The organism is Kitasatospora sp. NPDC094016 (assembly GCF_040304045.1).
Classification (GTDB): domain Bacteria; phylum Actinomycetota; class Actinomycetes; order Streptomycetales; family Streptomycetaceae; genus Kitasatospora.
Genome location: NZ_JBEOUK010000005.1, coordinates 44924 through 63071 on the forward strand (window position 1 = coordinate 44924; position 18148 = coordinate 63071).

General features: G+C 68.8%; 19 protein-coding genes. 8 read left to right on the forward strand and 11 right to left on the reverse strand.

Translation table 11 applies throughout. The annotated features are described in order from the left end of the window. Positions 1-43: 43 nt before the first annotated feature. On the reverse strand, positions 44-346 hold the full coding sequence (locus ABT015_RS06800; protein ID WP_350877496.1) for a DUF2530 domain-containing protein: 303 nt from the start codon (positions 344-346) through the stop codon (positions 44-46). 163 nt (positions 347-509) lie between these two features. Here ABT015_RS06800 and ABT015_RS06805 point away from each other — a divergent pair, with 163 nt between their 5' ends. The 3 genes from ABT015_RS06805 (at position 510) to ABT015_RS06815 (ending at position 4346) form a co-directional block, all read left to right on the forward strand. Further along, positions 510-1970 carry an NCS2 family permease gene (locus ABT015_RS06805; protein ID WP_350877498.1) on the forward strand — a complete coding sequence of 487 codons (1461 nt, stop codon included), beginning with the start codon at positions 510-512 and terminating at the stop codon, positions 1968-1970. An 880-nt stretch (positions 1971-2850) separates the two neighbouring features. Beyond that, positions 2851-3000 (forward strand): hypothetical protein, encoded by a 150-nt coding sequence (locus ABT015_RS06810; protein WP_350877792.1) that lies wholly within the window; start codon positions 2851-2853, stop codon positions 2998-3000. A gap of 1085 nt (positions 3001-4085) precedes the next feature. Further along, positions 4086-4346 (forward strand): GntR family transcriptional regulator, encoded by a 261-nt coding sequence (locus tag ABT015_RS06815; RefSeq protein WP_350877500.1) that lies wholly within the window; start codon positions 4086-4088, stop codon positions 4344-4346. Positions 4347-4453: 107 nt separating this feature from the next. Here the strand turns inward: ABT015_RS06815 and ABT015_RS06820 are convergent, their stop codons facing one another. From ABT015_RS06820 to ABT015_RS06830, 3 genes are all read right to left on the reverse strand, one after another. Continuing rightward, positions 4454-4999, reverse strand: a complete 546-nt coding sequence (locus ABT015_RS06820) for an NUDIX hydrolase (protein WP_350877502.1) — start codon at positions 4997-4999, stop codon at positions 4454-4456. A gap of 4 nt (positions 5000-5003) precedes the next feature. Then, the gene (locus ABT015_RS06825) at positions 5004-6125 is read right to left on the reverse strand and encodes an adenosylhomocysteinase (protein WP_350877504.1); all 1122 of its coding nucleotides are present in this window, start codon (positions 6123-6125) and stop codon (positions 5004-5006) included. A 165-nt stretch (positions 6126-6290) separates the two neighbouring features. Then, on the reverse strand, positions 6291-6653 hold the full coding sequence (locus ABT015_RS06830; protein WP_350877506.1) for a hypothetical protein: 363 nt from the start codon (positions 6651-6653) through the stop codon (positions 6291-6293). Between the two features lie 428 nt (positions 6654-7081). Here ABT015_RS06830 and ABT015_RS06835 point away from each other — a divergent pair, with 428 nt between their 5' ends. Next, positions 7082-8296, forward strand: a complete 1215-nt coding sequence (locus ABT015_RS06835; protein ID WP_350877508.1) for a helix-turn-helix transcriptional regulator — start codon at positions 7082-7084, stop codon at positions 8294-8296. A gap of 652 nt (positions 8297-8948) precedes the next feature. Further along, entirely contained in the window at positions 8949-9143 is a 195-nt protein-coding gene (locus ABT015_RS06840) for a hypothetical protein (protein ID WP_350877510.1), read from the forward strand. A 3-nt stretch (positions 9144-9146) separates the two neighbouring features. Here the strand turns inward: ABT015_RS06840 and ABT015_RS06845 are convergent, their stop codons facing one another. The 5 genes from ABT015_RS06845 to ABT015_RS06865 form a co-directional block, all read right to left on the reverse strand. Further along, positions 9147-9491: an HNH endonuclease gene (locus ABT015_RS06845; RefSeq protein ID WP_350877759.1), complete on the reverse strand. Its 345-nt coding sequence runs from the start codon at positions 9489-9491 to the stop codon at positions 9147-9149. A 203-nt stretch (positions 9492-9694) separates the two neighbouring features. Further along, positions 9695-10192 (reverse strand): hypothetical protein, encoded by a 498-nt coding sequence (locus ABT015_RS06850; RefSeq protein ID WP_350877512.1) that lies wholly within the window; start codon positions 10190-10192, stop codon positions 9695-9697. Positions 10193-10194: 2 nt separating this feature from the next. Then, the gene (locus ABT015_RS06855) at positions 10195-10443 is read right to left on the reverse strand and encodes a hypothetical protein (protein ID WP_350877514.1); all 249 of its coding nucleotides are present in this window, start codon (positions 10441-10443) and stop codon (positions 10195-10197) included. Positions 10444-10633: 190 nt separating this feature from the next. Continuing rightward, complete coding sequence (locus ABT015_RS06860) at positions 10634-12403, reverse strand: recombinase family protein (protein ID WP_350877516.1); 1770 nt, start codon at positions 12401-12403, stop codon at positions 10634-10636. Then, on the reverse strand, positions 12385-12861 hold the full coding sequence (locus ABT015_RS06865) for a VOC family protein (protein ID WP_350877518.1): 477 nt from the start codon (positions 12859-12861) through the stop codon (positions 12385-12387). Before ABT015_RS06865 ends, ABT015_RS06860 begins: the two co-directional genes overlap by 19 nt. A 129-nt stretch (positions 12862-12990) precedes the next feature. Between ABT015_RS06865 and ABT015_RS06870 the strand changes: the two genes are divergently transcribed. After that, entirely contained in the window at positions 12991-13914 is a 924-nt protein-coding gene (locus ABT015_RS06870; protein ID WP_350877520.1) for a DUF4231 domain-containing protein, read from the forward strand. Positions 13915-14128: 214 nt separating this feature from the next. Next, positions 14129-15841 carry a hydrogenase maturation protein gene (locus ABT015_RS06875; protein ID WP_350877522.1) on the forward strand — a complete coding sequence of 571 codons (1713 nt, stop codon included), beginning with the start codon at positions 14129-14131 and terminating at the stop codon, positions 15839-15841. A gap of 114 nt (positions 15842-15955) precedes the next feature. Here the strand turns inward: ABT015_RS06875 and ABT015_RS06880 are convergent, their stop codons facing one another. After that, entirely contained in the window at positions 15956-16762 is an 807-nt protein-coding gene (locus ABT015_RS06880; protein WP_350877524.1) for an MHYT domain-containing protein, read from the reverse strand. 351 nt (positions 16763-17113) lie between these two features. Then, positions 17114-17545, reverse strand: coding sequence for a VOC family protein (locus tag ABT015_RS06885; protein ID WP_350877526.1), 432 nt, complete (start codon positions 17543-17545; stop codon positions 17114-17116). A gap of 151 nt (positions 17546-17696) precedes the next feature. On the opposite strand from ABT015_RS06885, the gene ABT015_RS06890 reads away from it, so the two are divergent. Next, complete coding sequence (locus ABT015_RS06890) at positions 17697-18131, forward strand: MarR family winged helix-turn-helix transcriptional regulator (RefSeq protein WP_063348195.1); 435 nt, start codon at positions 17697-17699, stop codon at positions 18129-18131. The last annotated feature ends 17 nt before the right edge of the window (positions 18132-18148 follow it).

Below are 18148 nucleotides of genomic sequence, written 5' to 3' on the forward strand. Positions count from 1 at the left end.
TCTACGGGTGCCTTATGTCCGGTGCGTGCTACTAAAGGACTATTCAGTCCGACCGGGTGGCCGGGTCCTGGCCGTCGTTTCCGGCCTCCCGGTTCGCGGCCTCGGCGGCGCGGTCGCGGGCGATGGCGTCCCGTCGGGCGCGGCAGTACCAGAGGCCGATCAGGCCGAGCAGGCCGCCGGAGAGGCAGATCCACGGCCAGGTGCCGTGGCCGTGGTCGGAGAGGGTGCCCTGGAAGGGGAGCAGCGCCAGGAAGGCGACGAACCACAGCACCGTGCCGCCGCCGACGATGGCGACGTCGTTGGCCTCCAGCGGAGGGGGTGAGGGGTGCAGCGGCTTCTTGGGCATGGGGCCTAGCGTACGGTGCGGCGGCCGGCCCTCAGGGGCCCTTGGGCTTCTACGCGCGAAGATAGCGCGTGTGCGATCGGGAAACCATACTGAAAGTTCCCCGCCCGGCCACCGTCGCCCCGGGCGTCCCCCCCTCCTCAGCTCCCCCACAGAGGACGCACGCATGCCTGTGGTCCAGCCGACCACCGAGTCGCCCGAACCCGCCTCCAGCGCCCCCAAGCCCCCCACCGGCGCCCTGGACCGCTACTTCCGGATCAGAGAGCGCGGCTCCACCCTGCCGCGCGAGATCCGCGGCGGCGTCGCCACCTTCTTCACCATGGCGTACATCCTGGTGCTGAACCCGATCATCCTGGCCAGCGCCACGGACATGACCGGGGCCCACCTGGACAGCGCCCAGCTGGTCACCGCCACCGCCCTCACCGCAGGTCTCACCACCCTGCTGATGGGCGTGATCGGCAACGTCCCGATCGGCCTGGCCGCGGGACTCGGCGTCAACACCATCGTGGCGCTCCAGCTCGCCCCCAAGATGACCTGGCCGGACGCCATGGGCATGGTCGTGCTGGCCGGCTTCGCGATCATGCTGCTGGTCGCCACCGGCCTGCGCGAGCGGGTCATGAACGCCGTGCCGCTCGGGCTGCGCAAGGCCATCGCGATCGGTATCGGCCTGTTCATCAGCCTCGTCGGCCTGGTCGACTCCGGCTTTGTCAGCCGCATGCCGGACGCCGCGCACACCACCGTCCCGCTGCAGCTCGGCGGCAGCGGGCACCTGCTCGGCTGGCCGGTGCTGATCTTCGTGTTCGGCCTGCTGCTCACCCTCGTCCTGCTGATCCGCAAGGTGCCCGGCGCCATCCTGATCAGCATCGTGGTCAGCACCGCGCTCGCCGTGGTGATCGACAAGCTCGTCGACGTCCCGGCGCTCAAGTGGGGCCTGACCGTCCCGGCCTGGCCGGGCAACCCGGTCGCCGCCCCCGACTTCGGCCTGGTCGGCAAGGTCAGCCTGTTCGGCGGCTTCGAGAAGGTCGGCGTGCTGACCGGCGTGCTGTTCGTCTTCACCGTGCTGATGTCCTGCTTCTTCGACGCGATGGGCACCATCCTCGGCGTCGCCGACGAGGCCCACCTGCTCGACGAGAACGGCGACCTGCCGGGCATCAACAAGATCCTGATGGTCGACGGCATCGCCACCGCGGCCGGCGGCGCCACCTCCGCCTCCGCGAACACCTGCTTCGTGGAGTCCACCGCCGGTGTCGGCGAGGGCGCCCGGACCGGCTTCGCCTCGATCGTCACCGGCCTGCTCTTCGTGGTCGCGCTCTTCCTCACGCCGCTCGCCACCATGGTCCCGGCCCAGGCCGCGACCCCGGCCCTGGTCACCGTCGGCTTCCTGATCCTGGCGGGCTCGATCAAGGAGATCGACTGGTCGGACCACACCATCGCGATCCCGGCCTTCCTGACGATCGTGATGATGCCGTTCACCTACAGCATCACCAACGGCATCGGCTTCGGCTTCATCGCCTTCTGCGTCCTGCGCCTGGCCGCCGGGCGCGGGCGCAGCGTGCCCGTCCCGCTGTACGCGGTGGCGTCGGTGTTCGCCTTCTACTACCTGATGCCGGCCCTCGGCCTGCTCTGATCCTCCTCCGCGGCAGGCTTGGCGGCCCTCCCTTCCCCCGCACCTGCGGGGGAAGGGAGGGCCGCTTTCGTCGGACCTGCTCTGGAAGAAGAAAGGGCCCTAGCAGACAGTCTCCGATCAGCCGCTTCGGAGAAGATCGATTGGCCGGACACGGCGGACATTGGGCCGCGCCAACCGCTGTTGGCGGTGGGCTATGGCTTGCATCGAGCCTCTACGAGAGCGGTCGCTTCTACCTACGGGCGGGACGGATCCCAGTCGTGCTCGGGTGGTATCGGCCGTTGGACGTCCGGGCGGTGCTGCTCACAGTGATCAAGATGATGACCGCGATAACCAGGCCGATGCCCTGGGCGCCTGCCGTTGGACCTGCCTTGATCGCGCAGGCTGCTGCGGCCGTAGCCAAGGTGGTCAGGTTCTTGTTCTGCCTGAGCTGGCATGCAAGGATGCTGGAGATGCTGCCGTGCATGCGGGCATCGCAGATCGGGAGAGGCATCTGTCCTCCTGATTGTGAACGGGCGCCCCGTCAATGCTTCCTAGGGCAAGGGGCGCCCTTCTTTGCGTTGTGAGGGCTACAGTAGCGCATCGCTTCCGCACCCCTGGCTTATCTGACTCAACATCAAGTCATCTTTCTCTGCAGTGAGTTGACTTACTTCATTCCGCAGCGCGTGGCGCACTCTCGGCCTCGGATCGAGGATCTACCCCCGCGAACGCGGGGCCGATGCGAAGAGCTGCCTTACTTCGGAGCCATTCCCGCGAGCACGGGACCGAGGTGCCTGCTGCAGCAAGTATCCAATGGATGGGCCTTGCCGGGGGCCAAGCTGGCGACTAAAGCCCGGACGGAGCCAGGCAGATGGCGGGTTGCCGCCTGTTACGCAAGAAGGTGGTGGCTAGCATCACCATCGGCTTCGGCTTCATCGCCTTCTGCGTCCTGCGCCTGGCCGCCGGGCGCGGGCGCAGCGTGCCCGTCCCGCTGTACGCGGTGGCGTCGGTGTTCGCCTTCTACTACCTGATGCCGGCCCTCGGCCTGCTCTGACGCCGTACCGCTCCACCGGCGGCCCCGCCCTCTCCCCCTGGGGGAAGGGCGGGGCCGCCGTCGTTCCCGGGGGCGCCTGCCCCGGGCCGGCGGTCAGTGGACGCAGAACTCGTTGCCCTCGGGGTCTCCGGAGGGGCGGTTTTAGGGGTTCTACGGCAGAGCCGAGGGAGCCCCGCCCGGATCGGTCCCGGACGGGGCGAGGGGGTACTACTCGGCAGGGCGGGTGCCCGTGCGGTGGTGCGGCACGGCCCAGCAGTCACGCGACCAGAACCGGGAAACCCCGTCGGTCCACGGGCGGCAGTCGTGCGGCGTACGGGGGGCGTAGCGGACCACGTGGCGGGCTCCGGCGAGGATCTGCCACCCGTCCCGCTCGCACTCGCGCAGACCCCGTGTGTTGCCCCGGCGAGTGCCGTCCGGCAGAGGCTTGATGAACGCCCGACCCATCACGCCACCGCCCCGGCCATTACGGGCGCGTCGTCGGTCAGCTCGGCCCAGCAGTCGGCAGGGTCGGGCAAGTCGTAGGCGGTAGCAAACAGAGACACCCGCCGAGCCCGCCGAGCGTGCTCCTGGTTCTCCGCCCGATCCTTCCGGCGGATCATCTCGCCGTGGTAAGTCCGCTGCCACCGAGGCCAAGCCGCTTCGGCAAGGCGGGCCCGCTCTTCGCGCTGCTGCGCCTCGGGAGTGCGCTCCCACAGCTCCAGCCACATCGGGACCAACCGGGACGGGACGGGGAGCGGCATCGTGCGGGTGAGGACGTGCGCAGGGATCGGCCGGGTAGGGGCGCAGATGACCCGCTTCGGCACAGTGAGCTGTACAGGCTCGGCGGGGCCGCAGATCACGACCAGGGGGCGGGGACGGCGGTGCTGGCCCCGAGCCGGCAGGACCAGGCGCAGGGCGGCCCGTAGGGCGAGGGCGATAAGGTGACGCATGTCGGCAGCTCCCAAATAGCTGTGCGGACACAACCCCGGGCCGGTCCTAAGCGGCTCGGGGTTTTTCGTGCTCCAAGATAGGCCCACTCCTCTAAGTTCTCTACTCCCCCACTCACCTAAGTAGAGAGATGCGGATCAGCTCTCTACGCTGGCGCCATGCCTGATCGCCCCCGCCGAGTGCCGCCCTACCGTCTCGCTGCTGCCGAGTTGGCTGCCGAGATCCGTAGCGGCACCTACGACCAGGGCGAGCCGTTCCCGTCCGAGACGGTCTTGATGGCCCGGTTCGGGATGGCGAATATGACGGTTCGCCGCGCGCTCGAAGTGCTCCGCGAGGAAGAGGGCTTGATCACTACGCGGTGGGGCAAGGGATCGGCTGTCGTCCCGCTCAGTGAGCGACCGGAGCCGAAAGCGAAGTAGCCCCGCCCTGCCGGAGTTCACCAGCGGGACGGGGCCGAGGGGCGCGGGTCCGGCACGGATCGTCTGTTGGTCTCGACGCCCGCGTCCCGCCTGACTTTGCCCGCTGCCTACCGCAGGGCTTCCCGTACCCGGGAACGGAACGTCTCGTCAGGAATCCGGTCGAGCGGACCCCACGTGTACCCGCTGACCTCCTCCTCCTGCAGGGTGACTGCCGCGCCGTCGAGCAGGCGGAAGACGTAACGGAAGTCGAAGTGCTGGTGGTCCGGCTCGCCCTTGTTGGGATTCGCCGGGATGGGGTGCACGTCGATGTGCACGGGCTCGGGGTAGGCGAGGGCGACCGACTCGGCAGGGATGCCGGTTTCCTCGGTCAGCTCCCGCAGAGCGGCACCGGACAGGGTGCTGTCCTCCGGTTCAAGGTGGCCACCGGGGGTGAGCCACCGACCGAGCGCCACGTGTCGGATGAAGAGCGCCCTGCCGTCGTTGTCGACCAGAACGACCCCGGCAGTGGCGTGTCCGCGGAACTCCTTCCGGCTGGTCACGTCGGCGCCCTGGTCGAGCAGGGCGAGTACCACGGCCAACCCGGCTTTGTCCTCGGGGTGCTGATCGACGTAGCTGCCGATGGTGTCGCAGATGTGTTCGGGCGTGATGGTCATGGGATCACCTGTTGTAGTAGCGGAGCCAGGTTTCGGCGATGCTTGCACGGTCAGCCGCCGAGACCTCATGCATACCGGGTTCGAGTTCTTCCCGGGCGAGCATCCGGACACTGGCCAGGATCTCGGCCTGTACCAGGTGGATGAACGGTCCCACGCTCGCGCCGTGCAGGAAGTTGACGGCGTTTCCGTTATTGAGCAAGTAGAAGTAGTGGCCGGTCGCGTTGTACCGGGTGATGCCTTCGCCGGCCGAGCTGCGGGTGTAGCAGTCGGGCAGCCCGCTCAACTCCAACTCGTCTTCCGAGCTGGTGACCGTGGCGACGAACGCACCGTTGCGCAACAGCGGGAAGTCCTCACCGCGGAGCGCCAGCGCCCCAGTCGCGCACAGTACGACGCCCGCTCGGCGGATCGCTCGGTCCCGGTCCTGCGCCACGGTGAAGCCCTGTGAGAGCGCTTGAACCTTGCGGACCGGGTCCACGTCGTACACCGTGACCTGAACCCCCTTGGCGTGCAGCAGACGGGCGATGCTCGATCCGAGCTTCCCGAATCCGATCACCAACGCGGGGCGGCCGTGCATGATGTCGTCGCGCCCTCGTAACAGAGCCTCGGTCGAGAAGACGACGGACTGACCGACCAAGAAGTCCTCCGGCTCCTTGAGCGGCGAGCGTGCGACGGAGACGACCGGGCACGGGAGCTTGTCCATCCCGGCGTACCGCTGGTGGCCGTTCTCGGTGTCCTCGACCACTCCGAGAATGCGTCCCGTGAACCGCTCGCACAGCGTTTCGAGGGTCGGGACGAAGTAGCCGCCCACGTCCAACAGCACCATGTCTTCGCCGGCTGCTCGAGTCTCCACATAGGTCACTGCGGCCTCGGGGTCGGCGAACAGCTCGCGCGACAGGTCGTCAACCGCGAGTGTTTGTTCGACCTCCCGGCGGGTGGTGGGGTCAATGGACTTCGGCTTGGGCAGTACTGCCCGAAGATCGGTCACCTGGTCGGCCGCGTGTACGAAGCTCGCCCGCCCCGTCAGCAGGTGCGTAACCAGCAGTCCGGCGGGGCGTTGCTGCGGTGCGAACGTCGTAGCAATCCGACCGAAGTACCGGTCAAGCTGGGCCCGTTCCGTTGCTTCCACGGTTCACCCTCCCTTGTTGGTCTGGACCCGCCCGGCAGAGGTGTTGACCGTTCCCCGTCCGCCAGAACAGGAGCGTTGGGCCCCGCCCTGGGTGTCCGTGCCATCCAAGTCACGTCACTAGGAAGGGGGTTGTGCATCCCGGCACAGCGCAGGCAACGCCGGGAGTCAGGTGGTGGGGTCAGTGTTGGGCAGGCGGAACCACGTGGCCCACAGCGGGCTGGGCGTCCTCGGTCGCGCGTGGCGTGGTCGCCGGTTCGGGTCGGTCTTCGGGGCGTCGCGCTCGGTCATCGCAGCGACCGCCCTGCGGTGCAGCTCGGCAACGCACTTGGCACAGGCGTGCAGTGCAGCCGAGATCCCTCCGGCAGCCGTGACCGGTCCGAGCCAGAGCACCCGGACCGAGGTGCGCCCGCAGTAGAGCCAACAGTCCCCGAGCACCCACGCGTTCCCGTCATCTTCGTCGGGCGGCTCCGGCAACCGTCCCGCGCCGATCTCGGCCAGCGTCGGCAGTACCTCGGCCGGGACGGTCACGGCGGATCTCCGGGACGAATGTGGCGAACGGTGATCCGTAGCCGGGACCGCCGGGGAGTGGCACGTCTTCGGCGCCACCAGGTTTCCCAGTCTCCGCCGTAGACGATGCCGAGCATGGCGACCGCTAAGGCGAGGAACCACCAGACCCACCGGCGGGCGGTCTGCGGGTCAAGATTGGCGAGGGCTACCAGCAGAGCGGCGGGCCCGAGAGCGACCATCACGGCCAGGGCGCCAGTCACGATGCTTGGACGTTCCACTGCCGTCCCTCCGATCAGCTCAGCGCCGGACTGTGTGATTCACCAGTACAGAGCTGCCGTTCACGCCAGGACAGAGCAGCGGTGACGCATCTGTGTGGCATCCATGTCTCAGAGTCTCCGCATTGAGTGCCCTGACCTGCTAGAACGGGTAGTCAGAGACCGGGAGGCGGCATGGCAGAGCGGCGCAGTGCCTTTGTTGATAGGCGAAAGGCCCTTGGATTCACTCAGGAGTCCTTTGCCCAGGATCTGGGTGTGGATCGCTCAACCGTGGCGCGATGGGAGAGCGGAAAGGTAGACCCCCAGGACTGGCAGCGCCCGGCCCTGGCCAAGGTCCTGCGAGTCACGCTAATTGATCTCGGCTCTCTCTTGTACGCCACAGCGGCCTCGAAGCCCGCAGAGAAAGAAAGCTTCCCCGTCGTTACGCTGGAATATGACGATGAGATCGAAGCGCTGGAGCTTACACGCAGGGTCTCTGCCAGCGATGTAGGCAAGGAGACACTTGAACGCCTTGAGCTGACTTTCCATGATCTCGCAATCAAATATCCGACCGTAGCCCCCCAGGAGCTCTTGGGGCAGGTGCGGAAATATGCGCTTTATGTAGCCAAGCTCATGGACGCAAAGAAGACCCTTGCCGAACATCGGCAGCTACTCGTGATAGGTGGCTGGTTCTCTCTTCTTGGCGCAACTCTGCATATCGATCTAAATCAGCAAGACGCAGCAACAGCAAGGCTGCGCACAGCGATGACCCTAGCGCAGCACGCTGAAAATTCAGAAATTCAGGCGTGGTGCTTTGAAACGGACGCTTGGCGGGTGCTCACTGACGGCGGCTACTCCAAGGCGGCAGAACTTAGCGCTACTGCTCAGCAGCTGGCGCCATCCGGAAGCTCCGTTGAGATCCAGTCTCTTGCGCAGCAGGGGCGGGCGTTTGCACGCTTGGGGTATTCGGCCGAGACCTATGCTGCAATAGATCGAGTGCAAGCGCTTTCCGCAGCGATGGGCGCTCCAAATCGGCCAGAACATCATTTCCAGTACGATCCGGCTGAGTCACTCGCCTATGCGGCTACCACACTTGCATGGCTCGGCGACCCGGCGGCCGAAGCATATGCGCGAGAGGTTATTTCGCGACTCTCGCCCTCGGAGGACGTGAGCAAATGGCCTCGCCGGGTGGCATCCGCCAATATCGACCTGGCACTCTCGTTGGTGGCCACTAATCGATTGGATGAAGCATGTGACTCGGCGCAGCATGCCATGCTATCTGGTCGAGTTGCGCCGTCTAACCATTGGCGCGCGCTCGAAGTCGTCAAAGCAGTAGAAGTGCGAAGGATCTCCGATGCGCGGGATCTAAGGGAAGTCTATGAGGGAATGCGCCTACAGATAGCCCCGTAGAGCGACTGACGGGGCGAAAAAAGGCCCCGCCCTGTCCCGCTAAGGGGAACAGGGCGGGGCCTTTGTGTTTTTACCTGTGACTCTCCGCGCAAACGGGTCTAGTTGCGGCGAGAGTCTTTTCCCTCCCTGCCGCGCCTTATGGCACCGAAAGGGAGTCACCCCCCTGGGTATCACCGCAGGTCAGGGCCTCGGACAGGCTTAGCGCGCTCGCTCACCCATCCTCCGGGCTGATGAACAGCCGTCTCGCGGCTGTGACACTGCGTACACGGCAGACGAAGACGCGACCACGCGTCCGGATCGCTGACACCTCGGGCGACCAGCGACCGACGCGACTCCGGGAAGTGGTCCGCGGTCGTCGCCTGCCTCGCGCACAGCACGCACCACGGATGGGCGTATAGGTAGGCCCGACGGATGCGGGGCCAGCGAGGGCCGTACGCGCTTCCGCCTGGTGTGCCTCGCTGTGCGTCCGCCTCGGCCTGGTGCATGGGGCAGCGACCACCACGGGCGGTCAGCTCGGGGCACCCGGGGACTGAACACGGGGGGCGGGGTCTGCGTGGCATGGGGGTCACCTCCTGCACGGACTGAGGCAACGAAGAGTGCGCCGTTAGCTGCGGGTTTGACGGAGACCCCCAAGGCACGGTGTCCTGCGTCCATGCCCAAGAACACGGATGACAGCGATGGTGCACCCTCCCCTAGTCCCTTTGAACTCGGGTACGGCAACGCCCATATGCGGTTGGGGAACCCCTCAGAGATCGTGCAACTGTCGATCATCGGAACGATCTGTCTGCTCGGCCTCGCCGCTATCACCCGTTCCACCATCATCGGCGTGTACACACTTCGTGCTTGACAGCTAGGGGCCAACAGCGAACGCCCCGAAGTCCCCTGCGGTCTTCCCTCGGTGGCAGGTGCGGCACAACGGCCACACGTTGTCGTCGGTGTCCTCGCCGCCGAGGGAGAGCGGGGTCCGGTGGTCCACGTCGACCAGCTCGGCAGGGAACGCCCCGTCGCACAGCCCGCAGACTGCGGAGCCGCCCCGGTCGATTCGCCGGCGAAGCCGCTCGGCGCCGCTGTAGCGCCGCGAGTCCCCTGGATCAGCAATTCCATAGAGGTCCTGATCCAGGGGGCTCGCGGCCCACGCAGCTGCTCTACTGTCCCGGCGGAGTGACCGGAGGATCGATCGGGCTGCCGTCCGGATACCTCGGCGTCACGTCCACGGCCAGCAGCCGGCCGGGGTTCCTCGGATCGCGCATCGGCTGGACTCCGCGCGGCATCGGCGCCCCACCGTTGATCACAGGCAGGCCAGTTGGGGAGTCCGACCAGACAGGCCGCCCCTGCGCGTCCCGAGGGAAGTACGGATAGGCCCCGTCCGGGCCGGGGTCGAGAGCGTCAACGGCCATGTCAGTCGGTCCCGTCGATGAAGGCGGTCCGCTTGGTCTCCAGTTCCTCGGCGTAGGCCGCGCCAAGGGCCTCAGCGGACCGTTCCACCGCGCTGGTGATGTCCTCGATGATCCGCAGGTCGTACCGGCGCGGCTCTGGAACGGTCAGCGGGTCACCGAGGTGGGACTGTGCGTTCTGTGCAGCGGTCAGGATCTTCTCGCGCTTGTATCGTTCGGCACGGTGTGCGACATATGCCTTGAACCACGGCTCAGCGGAAAGGAGTTCAAGGAACTCCGCATGCAGCTCGTTGCCCCGCGTGGATCGACCCTCGGCCTGCGCTATCCACGTCTTGACGAACGCGCGGTCGTACTCGGTGGCACGCTCGGCACGGCGAGCCTGCTCGACCGCCTCGGCGCCCGCCAAAGCTGCCTCGGCCTCCGCAAGTGGAGCGGCGAGCTTGTCCGCCTGGGCACGCAGCTTGGCGAGCTTGTCGGCCGCCTTGGAAACGTCAGGGTTCACTTTCAGACCTCGCGATCGGTGGGAGCGGAAACGTTGCGGCCGAGCTGCTTCGCGGCAGCCTTTGCAGCCTCGTAGTGACCCAGCGAGATACGGACGACAGGGCTCATCTGCTCGTACTGCTCGGGGCGGTCGCGCTTCATCTGGGCAAGCTGCTCCATGGCGGCGTTGTACTTGAAGGCGTCGGCGTGAAGTCGGAGCCGCTTGGCCTCCCGGTCCTCGTGGGCGTACTGGTATCGGCTGGCGGTGTTCACCGGTGCTCCTCTGTCTGTCGATGGCAGAGCCCGTGTCTTCGGGGTCGCCAGTAGAAGAGGGGGACGAATTCCCGCGGTGGTGACGGGGTGACGTTGGTGAGGGTGATTCTGGTTTTCTCTAGATGTGCAGTGTCATAGAGAAACCAGATTTTGCGTCTCCAACGTCACCCGTCACCACCCCCGCTGTGGGCTACGCCGCGGCGGGCTCGGCGAGGCGGACCCGGCTGCCCGCTACGGGGGCGCCCTCGGGGGTCATGCTCAGTTCGTCCCGGAGCCCTGCCCACGACTCGATAGCGGGGTCTAGGTCGCCGGCCACGGTGAACGACACCCGGCGCTCGTCAAGGGTCCGCCAGCCGCCCCGTACGCCCTTGCGGATCTCCAGCCGGGCCCCGGCGTCGAGCATCAGGAGTCGGCGGGCGTCGTCGTCGGACAGCCCCCAGAGATCGGCGAACGTCTCGTCCGTGTCGACCTTCTCGCGCACCTCGGGCCGGGCCGGGGTGTTCTCCAGTAGCGCCATGCGGTTATCGAGCGCGTCGGCTCGCGCCTGCCACGCTGCCTTTGCCGTGTTGGACTTCTGGCGCCCCTTCTCCTCCTGGTGCGCCTCGAACTCGGCGAGGGTGTGAGCGAGTTCCTGCGCCGGGTCGTACCCGGGCGTGATCACGGTCCGCTGAATCCGGATGCGCCCCGTCATGGCCAGGAACTCCCGCTCTACGTAGTCTTCAACCCAGTCAGCCCGGATGGTCATCGGGGACGCGCACTTGACCCGCGTGAGGTGCCCGCCGCAGGTGTACGCGCGCTGCTGCTTCCTGTTGGTCTGGTGGTACATGCGCGAACCGCACGTCCCGCAGTGGATCACCCGGAGCAACTTGGATGCGTCCGTGGGGATGGCCCGGGGCTCGGTCATCCGGCGGTCATCGAAGAACTTGCCCACCACGTCGAACTCTTCGCGGGTGAGGATCGGCTGCTCGGTCGACATGATCGGCTCGCCCTGCGCGTCCCGGATCGGGCTGGCGTTGTGCATCTTCCAGCCCAATAGAGCCGGGTTGGTGAGGATCTTCCGCAGGACCGTCGGAACCCACTTGAACACGTCCCGGACGTTGGTCTCACCCTTGGCACCGCCGGTCTTCCCGCCGGTCTTCCGGCCCCGGCTCACGGACCAGTGGTCGCGCGGGGTCGGTACCTGGTCGTGCTCCAACTCCTGGCAGATTCGGGTGATGGTCTTCCCGCTCAACAGGTCCCGGATGATGCGGATGATGATCTTGACGGCGCTCTCGTCCTGCGCGAGCGTCTTGCCGACCCCACCGTGTTCCGCGGGCATGGGGATGATCTTGTATCCGTAGGACGGGCGCCCGCCCTTGAACCGGAACGGCATCTTGCGCATGGCTGCCATGGCACCGGTTACGCGTTCCTTGATCGACCATGCTTCCATCTCGGCCGCGAACGCGAACTGATTCAGCATCATCCGCGTGACCGGGTCGAGCGGGTTGCGGAAGTCGAACGTCTGCTGACCGCCCCCGACACCCTCGGCGAAAACGATCATTTTCCGGTGCTCGCTCGCCCACTTGGCGAGTTCGTGCATGTGCCCCTGCGACCGGACAGCGCGGTCAAAGCGCCACCACACGATCACGTCGAAGCTGTCGGGGTCGGCGAGCCAGCGCCCTAGCTCCGGACGTTCCCACGGAGCGGTCTTGCTGGCCGACACGTCAAGGTCGACCGCCTCGCGGCGTTCGTCGTCCTCGCCAAAGCTGATGTTCAGCATCTCCGCGGCGCGCTCGTTGGCTTCACGCTGCCGCTCGGGGCTGGTGGTCTCGTCCGTCAGCACGGACAGGCGGATTGCTGAGACGCCCCGCAGGCGCCCAGAGAACACGGTGCCCTCGGTACCGGGCAGGGTTGCTGTCGTCATGCCCTCGGGAGAGGGGGACGAATTCCGCTGGTCACGGGTCAGGGTGGCGGTCGACACCGGGGGTCACTCCAGAACACTGAATCCGGAGTGTTCGGGTCCGCCATGAGCGTCCACGAGCCGCCCGGCTCCTCGACGTCGCGCAGCACGGTGGCGCCGAGCGCCTGGAGGCGGGCGACGGTGGACCCGCGCTCGCCCGGGCCCGGGTGCACGTCGAGGTGGAGGCGGTTCTTGCCGTGCTTCGGCTCGGGGACGGCCTGGAAGAGCAGGCGGCGGCCCAGACCGGTGCCGGTGGCGGGGTCGTACGGGTCCTCGGGGTGGCGGACGGCGGCGAGGGTGCGCCAGGCGGGGTGGCCGTCGACCTCGGTGACGGCGTCCGGGGTGACGGCACCGGCGGCGAGCAGGCGGGTGATCAGGGCGCTGTGCTCCTCAAGGGTGTGGTCGAGGGCGGCGGCCCAGAAGGCGGCCAGGCGGTTCGGGTCGGCGCAGTCGATGACGAGCTTCCAGTGCAGCGGCATGCAACCGGTTGTACCGGTTTCGAGGGCGGTGTGGCGATCACCGCTGGGAAAAATGTCAAAAAGGGGCCTGTGTAGCGAAGTTGACGGAGGGAATACTGCCTGGACGGACACGGGGAGGGGGCTCGACCGATGGTGCAACAGGATCCGCCCGGGGGAGACGAGGCGAAGCTGCTGCCGGAGCTGTTCTGGACGGCGGACAAGGCCTCGCTGGACGGCCAGCGCGAGACGCTGCGCTGGTACCGCGGACTGATCGCCATGCTGGTGATCGCCGCCGTGATCGGCTCGTTCCCCGGGCCGAAGGACCGCGGCTCCTTCGACAGCGTGCCGCTGTACTCGGTGGGCGCCTTCCTGATCGCCGGCTACTTCTGGTCCCGGCTGCGCCGCAGCAACCCGCAGGGGCGCTGGTACGAGGCCCGGGCGGCGGCCGAGTCGGTCAAGACGCTGGCCTGGAAGTACACCGTCCGGGCCCGGCCGTTCGACGGCGAGGCGGAGTCCGCGGACGTGGACCGCGGCTACCTGCTCCAGGTCGAGGACGTGCTGCGGGCCTTCGAGGACCCGGAGATCGTGCCGCCCGGTACCGTCCCCGAGATCACCCCGGAGATGCGGCGGATGCGGGCCGGCAGCCTGACCGCCCGCCGCATGCTCTACCTGCGCACCCGGGTCGAGGGCCAGCGGACCTGGTACCGCGCCCGGGCCGAGGCGTGCGAGACGCAGGCGGTGTCCTGGGGTCTCGGCATCGCGGCGCTGATCATCATCGGCGCGGCGGCGGCCGTCGCCCAGGCCACCGGGGCCCTCCAGGTGCACGTCTTCGGCGCCAGCTCGGCCGCGGCCGCCGCCGTCATCGCCTGGACCCAGCTCAAGCAGCTGCGCCCGCTGGCCGCCGCCTACCAGTTGGCCGCGCGCGAGCTGGAGAACGTCGGCAACCAGCTCTCCGATCTCGACCTCAAGACGCCGGACGCCGAGGCGCGCTGGGCCCGGATGGCCGCCGAGGCGGAGGACGCGGTGTCCCGCGAGCACACCACCTGGCGGGCCCGCCGGGCGTTTCCGAGGTAGCGGCCGGGGCCGCCCGCCGTCGATGTCGGCGGGCGGCCGCTGCCGTCAACTCCGGGAGGGGCTGGGGAGATCCGGCGAAGCGGACGCCACGCCGGGGGCACAGGTGTGCGGAGTGCGTGAGGGTCGGGCGGGAAGGCGTAGAACGTAATCATTACGTGTCCATGCCCTGGTTTCATCGCCTGCGCGCGACCCCAGTCCCTGTCCGGAGGCCCTCTTGCGCATTCTCCTGATCGCCAGCGCGTTCAACAGCCTGACCCAGCGCGTCCACACCGAGCTGCGCGGGCGCGGCCACCAGGTCGCCGTCCAACTCGCCCTCGGCGACGAGGCGATGAGGACGGCGGTGGACCGTACCGACCCCGAGCTGATCATCTGCCCGATGCTCACCAAGGCCGTCCCGCAGGACATCTGGTCCACCCGGACCGTCCTGATCGTGCACCCCGGGCCCCAGGGCGACCGCGGCCCCTCCTCGCTCGACTGGGCGATCACCGAGGGGGCGGACCGCTGGGGCGTGACCGTCCTCCAGGCCGTCGAGGAGATGGACGCCGGTGACATCTGGGCGTCCGTCGAGTTCCCCGTCACCGACTGCGGCAAGAGCGAGCTGTACCGGGGCGAGGTCGCCGACGCCGCCGTCGAGGCCGTCCTGCTCGCCGTCCAGCGCTTCGAGGGCGGGCTGTTCACCCCCGAACCGCTCGACTACGACCGGCCGGACGTCCACGGCAGGCTGCGGCCCCTGCTGCGGCAGGACGCCCGCCGGATCGACTGGGCCGCCGACGACACCGCCACCGTGCTGCGCAAGCTCCGCGCCGCCGACTCCCAACCCGGCGTGCTCGACGAGCTGTTCGGGCGCGAGTACTTCCTGCACGGCGGCCACCCCGAGGACGAGCTGCGCGGCCCGGTGCCCGGCGCCGTGCTCGCGACCCGCGACGGCGCGATCTGCCGCGCCACCGTGGACGGCGCGGTCTGGATCCCCCAGCTGCGCCCGCGCCGCACCCCGGGCGGGCCCGCCACCTTCAAGCAGCCGGCCGCGACGGTGCTCGCCGGCCGGCTGCACCGGGTCCGCGAAGTCCCGGTGACGCCGACCTCGGCGGCCCGCCGGGACACCTGGTCGGAGCTGCGCTACCGAGAGGAGGGCGACGTCGGCTACCTCGAATTCGCCTACGCGGGCGGGGCGATGAGCACCGGGCAGTGTCGCCGGCTGCTCGCCGCCTACCGCGAGGCCGCCGACCGGCCCACCTCGGTGCTGGTGCTCGGGGCGCCCCGGGACTTCTACTCCAACGGGATCCACCTCAACGTCATCGAGGGCGCGGCCTTCCCGGCGCTGGAGTCCTGGGAGAACATCAACGCGATGGACGACCTCGTCCACGCGGTCCTCACCACGACCGACAAGCTCACCGTCGCCGCCCTGGCCGGGAACGCGGCGGCCGGCGGCCTGATGGCGGCCCTCGCCGCCGACGAGGTGTGGTGCAGGGAGTCGGCGGTGCTCAACCCGCACTACCGGCTGATGGGCCTCTACGGCTCCGAGTACTGGACGTACACCCTGCCGCGCCGGGTCGGCGCCGAGCAGGCCGCGCGGCTGACCACCGAGGCGCTGCCGGTCGGTGCCGGACACGCCCGCCGGATCGGCCTGGTGGACCGCACCTGCGGCGGGGACGCGGCCGCCTTCCGGCGCTGGGTGGTCCGGGAGGCCGCCGCGCTCGGCGCCTCGCCGGAACTCACCGGGCGGCTGGTCGACAAGAAGCGCCGCCGGTCCGTCGACGAGGAGGCGAAGCCGCTGGCCGAGTACCGGGCGGAGGAACTGCGGCGGATGCACGCCAACTTCTACCGGGCGGGCGAGCCGTACCACGCGCTGCGGCGGGACTTCGTGCACAAGGTCTGCCCGGTGGCCACGCCCGCGCACCTGACCGGGCTGCTGGGGCGGCCGGAGTGAGGCAGGGGTGGTCGCCGGGGCGAGGCGGGGGAGGCCGCCGGAAGTGAGCCGAGGGCGCCCGGCCGGGGTGGGGGACCCGGTCGGACACCCTCGGGGCTTGGGGGCCCGCCCGGCTCAGCGCCTGGCGCCGGCCTCGTCCCGCCGGCGCGGCTGTCGCGGGACCAGCGGGGCCGCCGGGCCGAGCAGGAGCGGCTGCGTGGTGCCGCGGCTCGGCGAGACCGCGAAGGCCAGCGAGCCGAAGAAGACGTAGCAGCCGAGCCCGACCCCGAGCGGGAAGATGAACTGCAGCGCCATCACGCCGCCCTGGGTGGAGTGCGAGAAGTCGAGTCGCACCGAGAGCGCCGCCATGCCGGTGTAGTGCATCGCGCACACCGCCACGCCCATGACCGGCGCGGCCGCCAGGACGGCGAGCGTGCCGCGGATGTTCAGGGTGGCCCAGAGCGCGGCGGTGGCCGCGAACACGGCGATGGCGACGGACAGTCCGACCGCGAGCCGGTCGTAGTCGAGGTGGCCGGGCAGGACCATCGCGGCCATCCCGAGGTAGTGCATCGCCGCGACCCCGAGGCCGGTGGTCAGCCCGCCGGCCAGCAGGGACAGGACGGGCCGGCGGCTGTACCCGACGGTGAACAGGCCGATGCCGACGACGGCGATGGCGACCAGCAGGCTGAGCACGGTCAGCCCGGGCCGGTAGCTGATGTCGACCCCGGTGACGGAGAAGCCGAGCATCGCGATGAAGTGCATGGACCAGATCCCGGCGCCGAGCGAGGTCGAGGCGAAGAGCAGCCAGACCACCCGGGTGCGGCCCTGCGAGACGAGTGCCCAGCGGGCGCTGCGCAGGGCGACGAAGGCGCCGAGGCAGGCGACGAAGTACGAGACCGCCGGTGTCACCCAGCCGTGGTCGGCATGATGGATCTCACCCAAGAGAGCTCCCAGGACGGATGCGGGGGAGGAAGGGCGCCAGGCCTCGGGCGGACACGGATGGTCGGGAGGGAACGCGGCAACGGGCGCGGGAACGGCGCCGCCGAAGGGAGACCTGGCGTGTGGTGCCCCTGACAACGGGGGACAGTAGCCACTACCGGGCGGTCGCACAAGGTTCGCGCTTTTCGTGAAGTCCCTGGTCAGGATGGACCTTTACGCGGCCTGCATGATCTTGGCACCAACCCCTGACACCGCCTGCGCACGGCTGCCGGGCGGTTCGTCCGTTACTCCGGGTTCGTCACTCCGGCTTCGTCGCTCCGGGTCCGTCCCCCCGGGCTCGTCGCTCCGGGTTCGTCACTCCAGTGGGGCTAGTCCGAACGGGTGGCCGGCCGGGTCGATCAGCACCTTGAGCGTCCGGCCGTGCTGGTACGTCGGCTCGGTCGCGCCGAGCGCGAGCGCCTTCGCGATCGCCTCGTCCAGGTCGTCCACGTAGAAGTCCAGGTGGAAGTGCTTGCCGCCGTCCGGCTCCGTCCACGGCTCCGGCCGGTAGCCCGACACCCGGCCGAAGCCCAGCGGGCTGCCGCCCTCCGGGTTGTCCAGGATCGCGAACTGCTCGTCCAGGTGGCGGCTCTCCCAGCCCAGCAGCTCGCCGTAGAACCGGGCCAGCGCGATCGGGTCGGCGCAGTCGATGGTGACCATGGCGAGGCGGGCGAAGCCGGCGCTGTCCGGCGCGGCGGCGAGGCCGGAGGCGGGGGCGGCGGCGGGGTCGGCGGCGAGGTCGGACATGTCTGGTCGGCCCTTCCAGTCGAGATCATTCGAGACCCAGCACCAGCATCGCACCGGGCCGATCTTCCGGCGCGCGGTGAACGGGCGGGGTCGGCCGGGTGGACTGGGAACGCATTTTCCTTAGCGAGAGTAATGACGTAAGCTAAAGAACATGCCCGAGATGTCCGAGCAGGACCTCGCAGCGATCAATCAGCTGCGATCGTCCACGATGCGCCTCTCCCGTCGACTCAAACACCAGAGGGTCGAGGAGTCGCTGAGCCCCACCGAGATGGGGGTGCTCGGCACCCTCGCCAGATGCGGAAAGGCGACACCGGGTGAGCTCGCCCGGAAGGAGCACGTGCAGCCGCCCTCCATGACCAGGATCGTCGCGATGCTGGAGGAGAAGGGGCTGGTGCGGCGCGAGCCGCACCCCGAGGACCGCCGCCAGGTGGTCGTCAGCAGCACCGAGCAGGCCGAGGCGATCCTCGCCGAGAGCCGCCGGCGCCGCAACGTCTGGCTCGCCGAGCTCGCCGAGGGGCTCGACGAGGAGGAGTGGGCCGTCCTCCGGGAGGCCGCGCCCGTGCTCTACAAGCTCGCACACCTCTAGGCACACCGACCCCGGCC

What these genes read in the sequence shown, in the direction of transcription:
- ABT015_RS06800 (WP_350877496.1), bottom strand. Translation starts at nt 346, where the DNA reads ATGCCCAAGAAGCCGCTGCACCCCTCACCCCCTCCGCTGGAGGCCAAC.
- ABT015_RS06805 (WP_350877498.1), top strand. Translation starts at nt 510, where the DNA reads ATGCCTGTGGTCCAGCCGACCACCGAGTCGCCCGAACCCGCCTCCAGC.
- ABT015_RS06815 (WP_350877500.1), top strand. Translation starts at nt 4,086, where the DNA reads ATGCCTGATCGCCCCCGCCGAGTGCCGCCCTACCGTCTCGCTGCTGCC.
- ABT015_RS06820 (WP_350877502.1), bottom strand. Translation starts at nt 4,999, where the DNA reads ATGACCATCACGCCCGAACACATCTGCGACACCATCGGCAGCTACGTC.
- ABT015_RS06835 (WP_350877508.1), top strand. Translation starts at nt 7,082, where the DNA reads ATGGCAGAGCGGCGCAGTGCCTTTGTTGATAGGCGAAAGGCCCTTGGA.
- ABT015_RS06840 (WP_350877510.1), top strand. Translation starts at nt 8,949, where the DNA reads ATGCCCAAGAACACGGATGACAGCGATGGTGCACCCTCCCCTAGTCCC.
- ABT015_RS06865 (WP_350877518.1), bottom strand. Translation starts at nt 12,861, where the DNA reads ATGCCGCTGCACTGGAAGCTCGTCATCGACTGCGCCGACCCGAACCGC.
- ABT015_RS06870 (WP_350877520.1), top strand. Translation starts at nt 12,991, where the DNA reads ATGGTGCAACAGGATCCGCCCGGGGGAGACGAGGCGAAGCTGCTGCCG.
- ABT015_RS06885 (WP_350877526.1), bottom strand. Translation starts at nt 17,545, where the DNA reads ATGTCCGACCTCGCCGCCGACCCCGCCGCCGCCCCCGCCTCCGGCCTC.
- ABT015_RS06890 (WP_063348195.1), top strand. Translation starts at nt 17,697, where the DNA reads ATGCCCGAGATGTCCGAGCAGGACCTCGCAGCGATCAATCAGCTGCGA.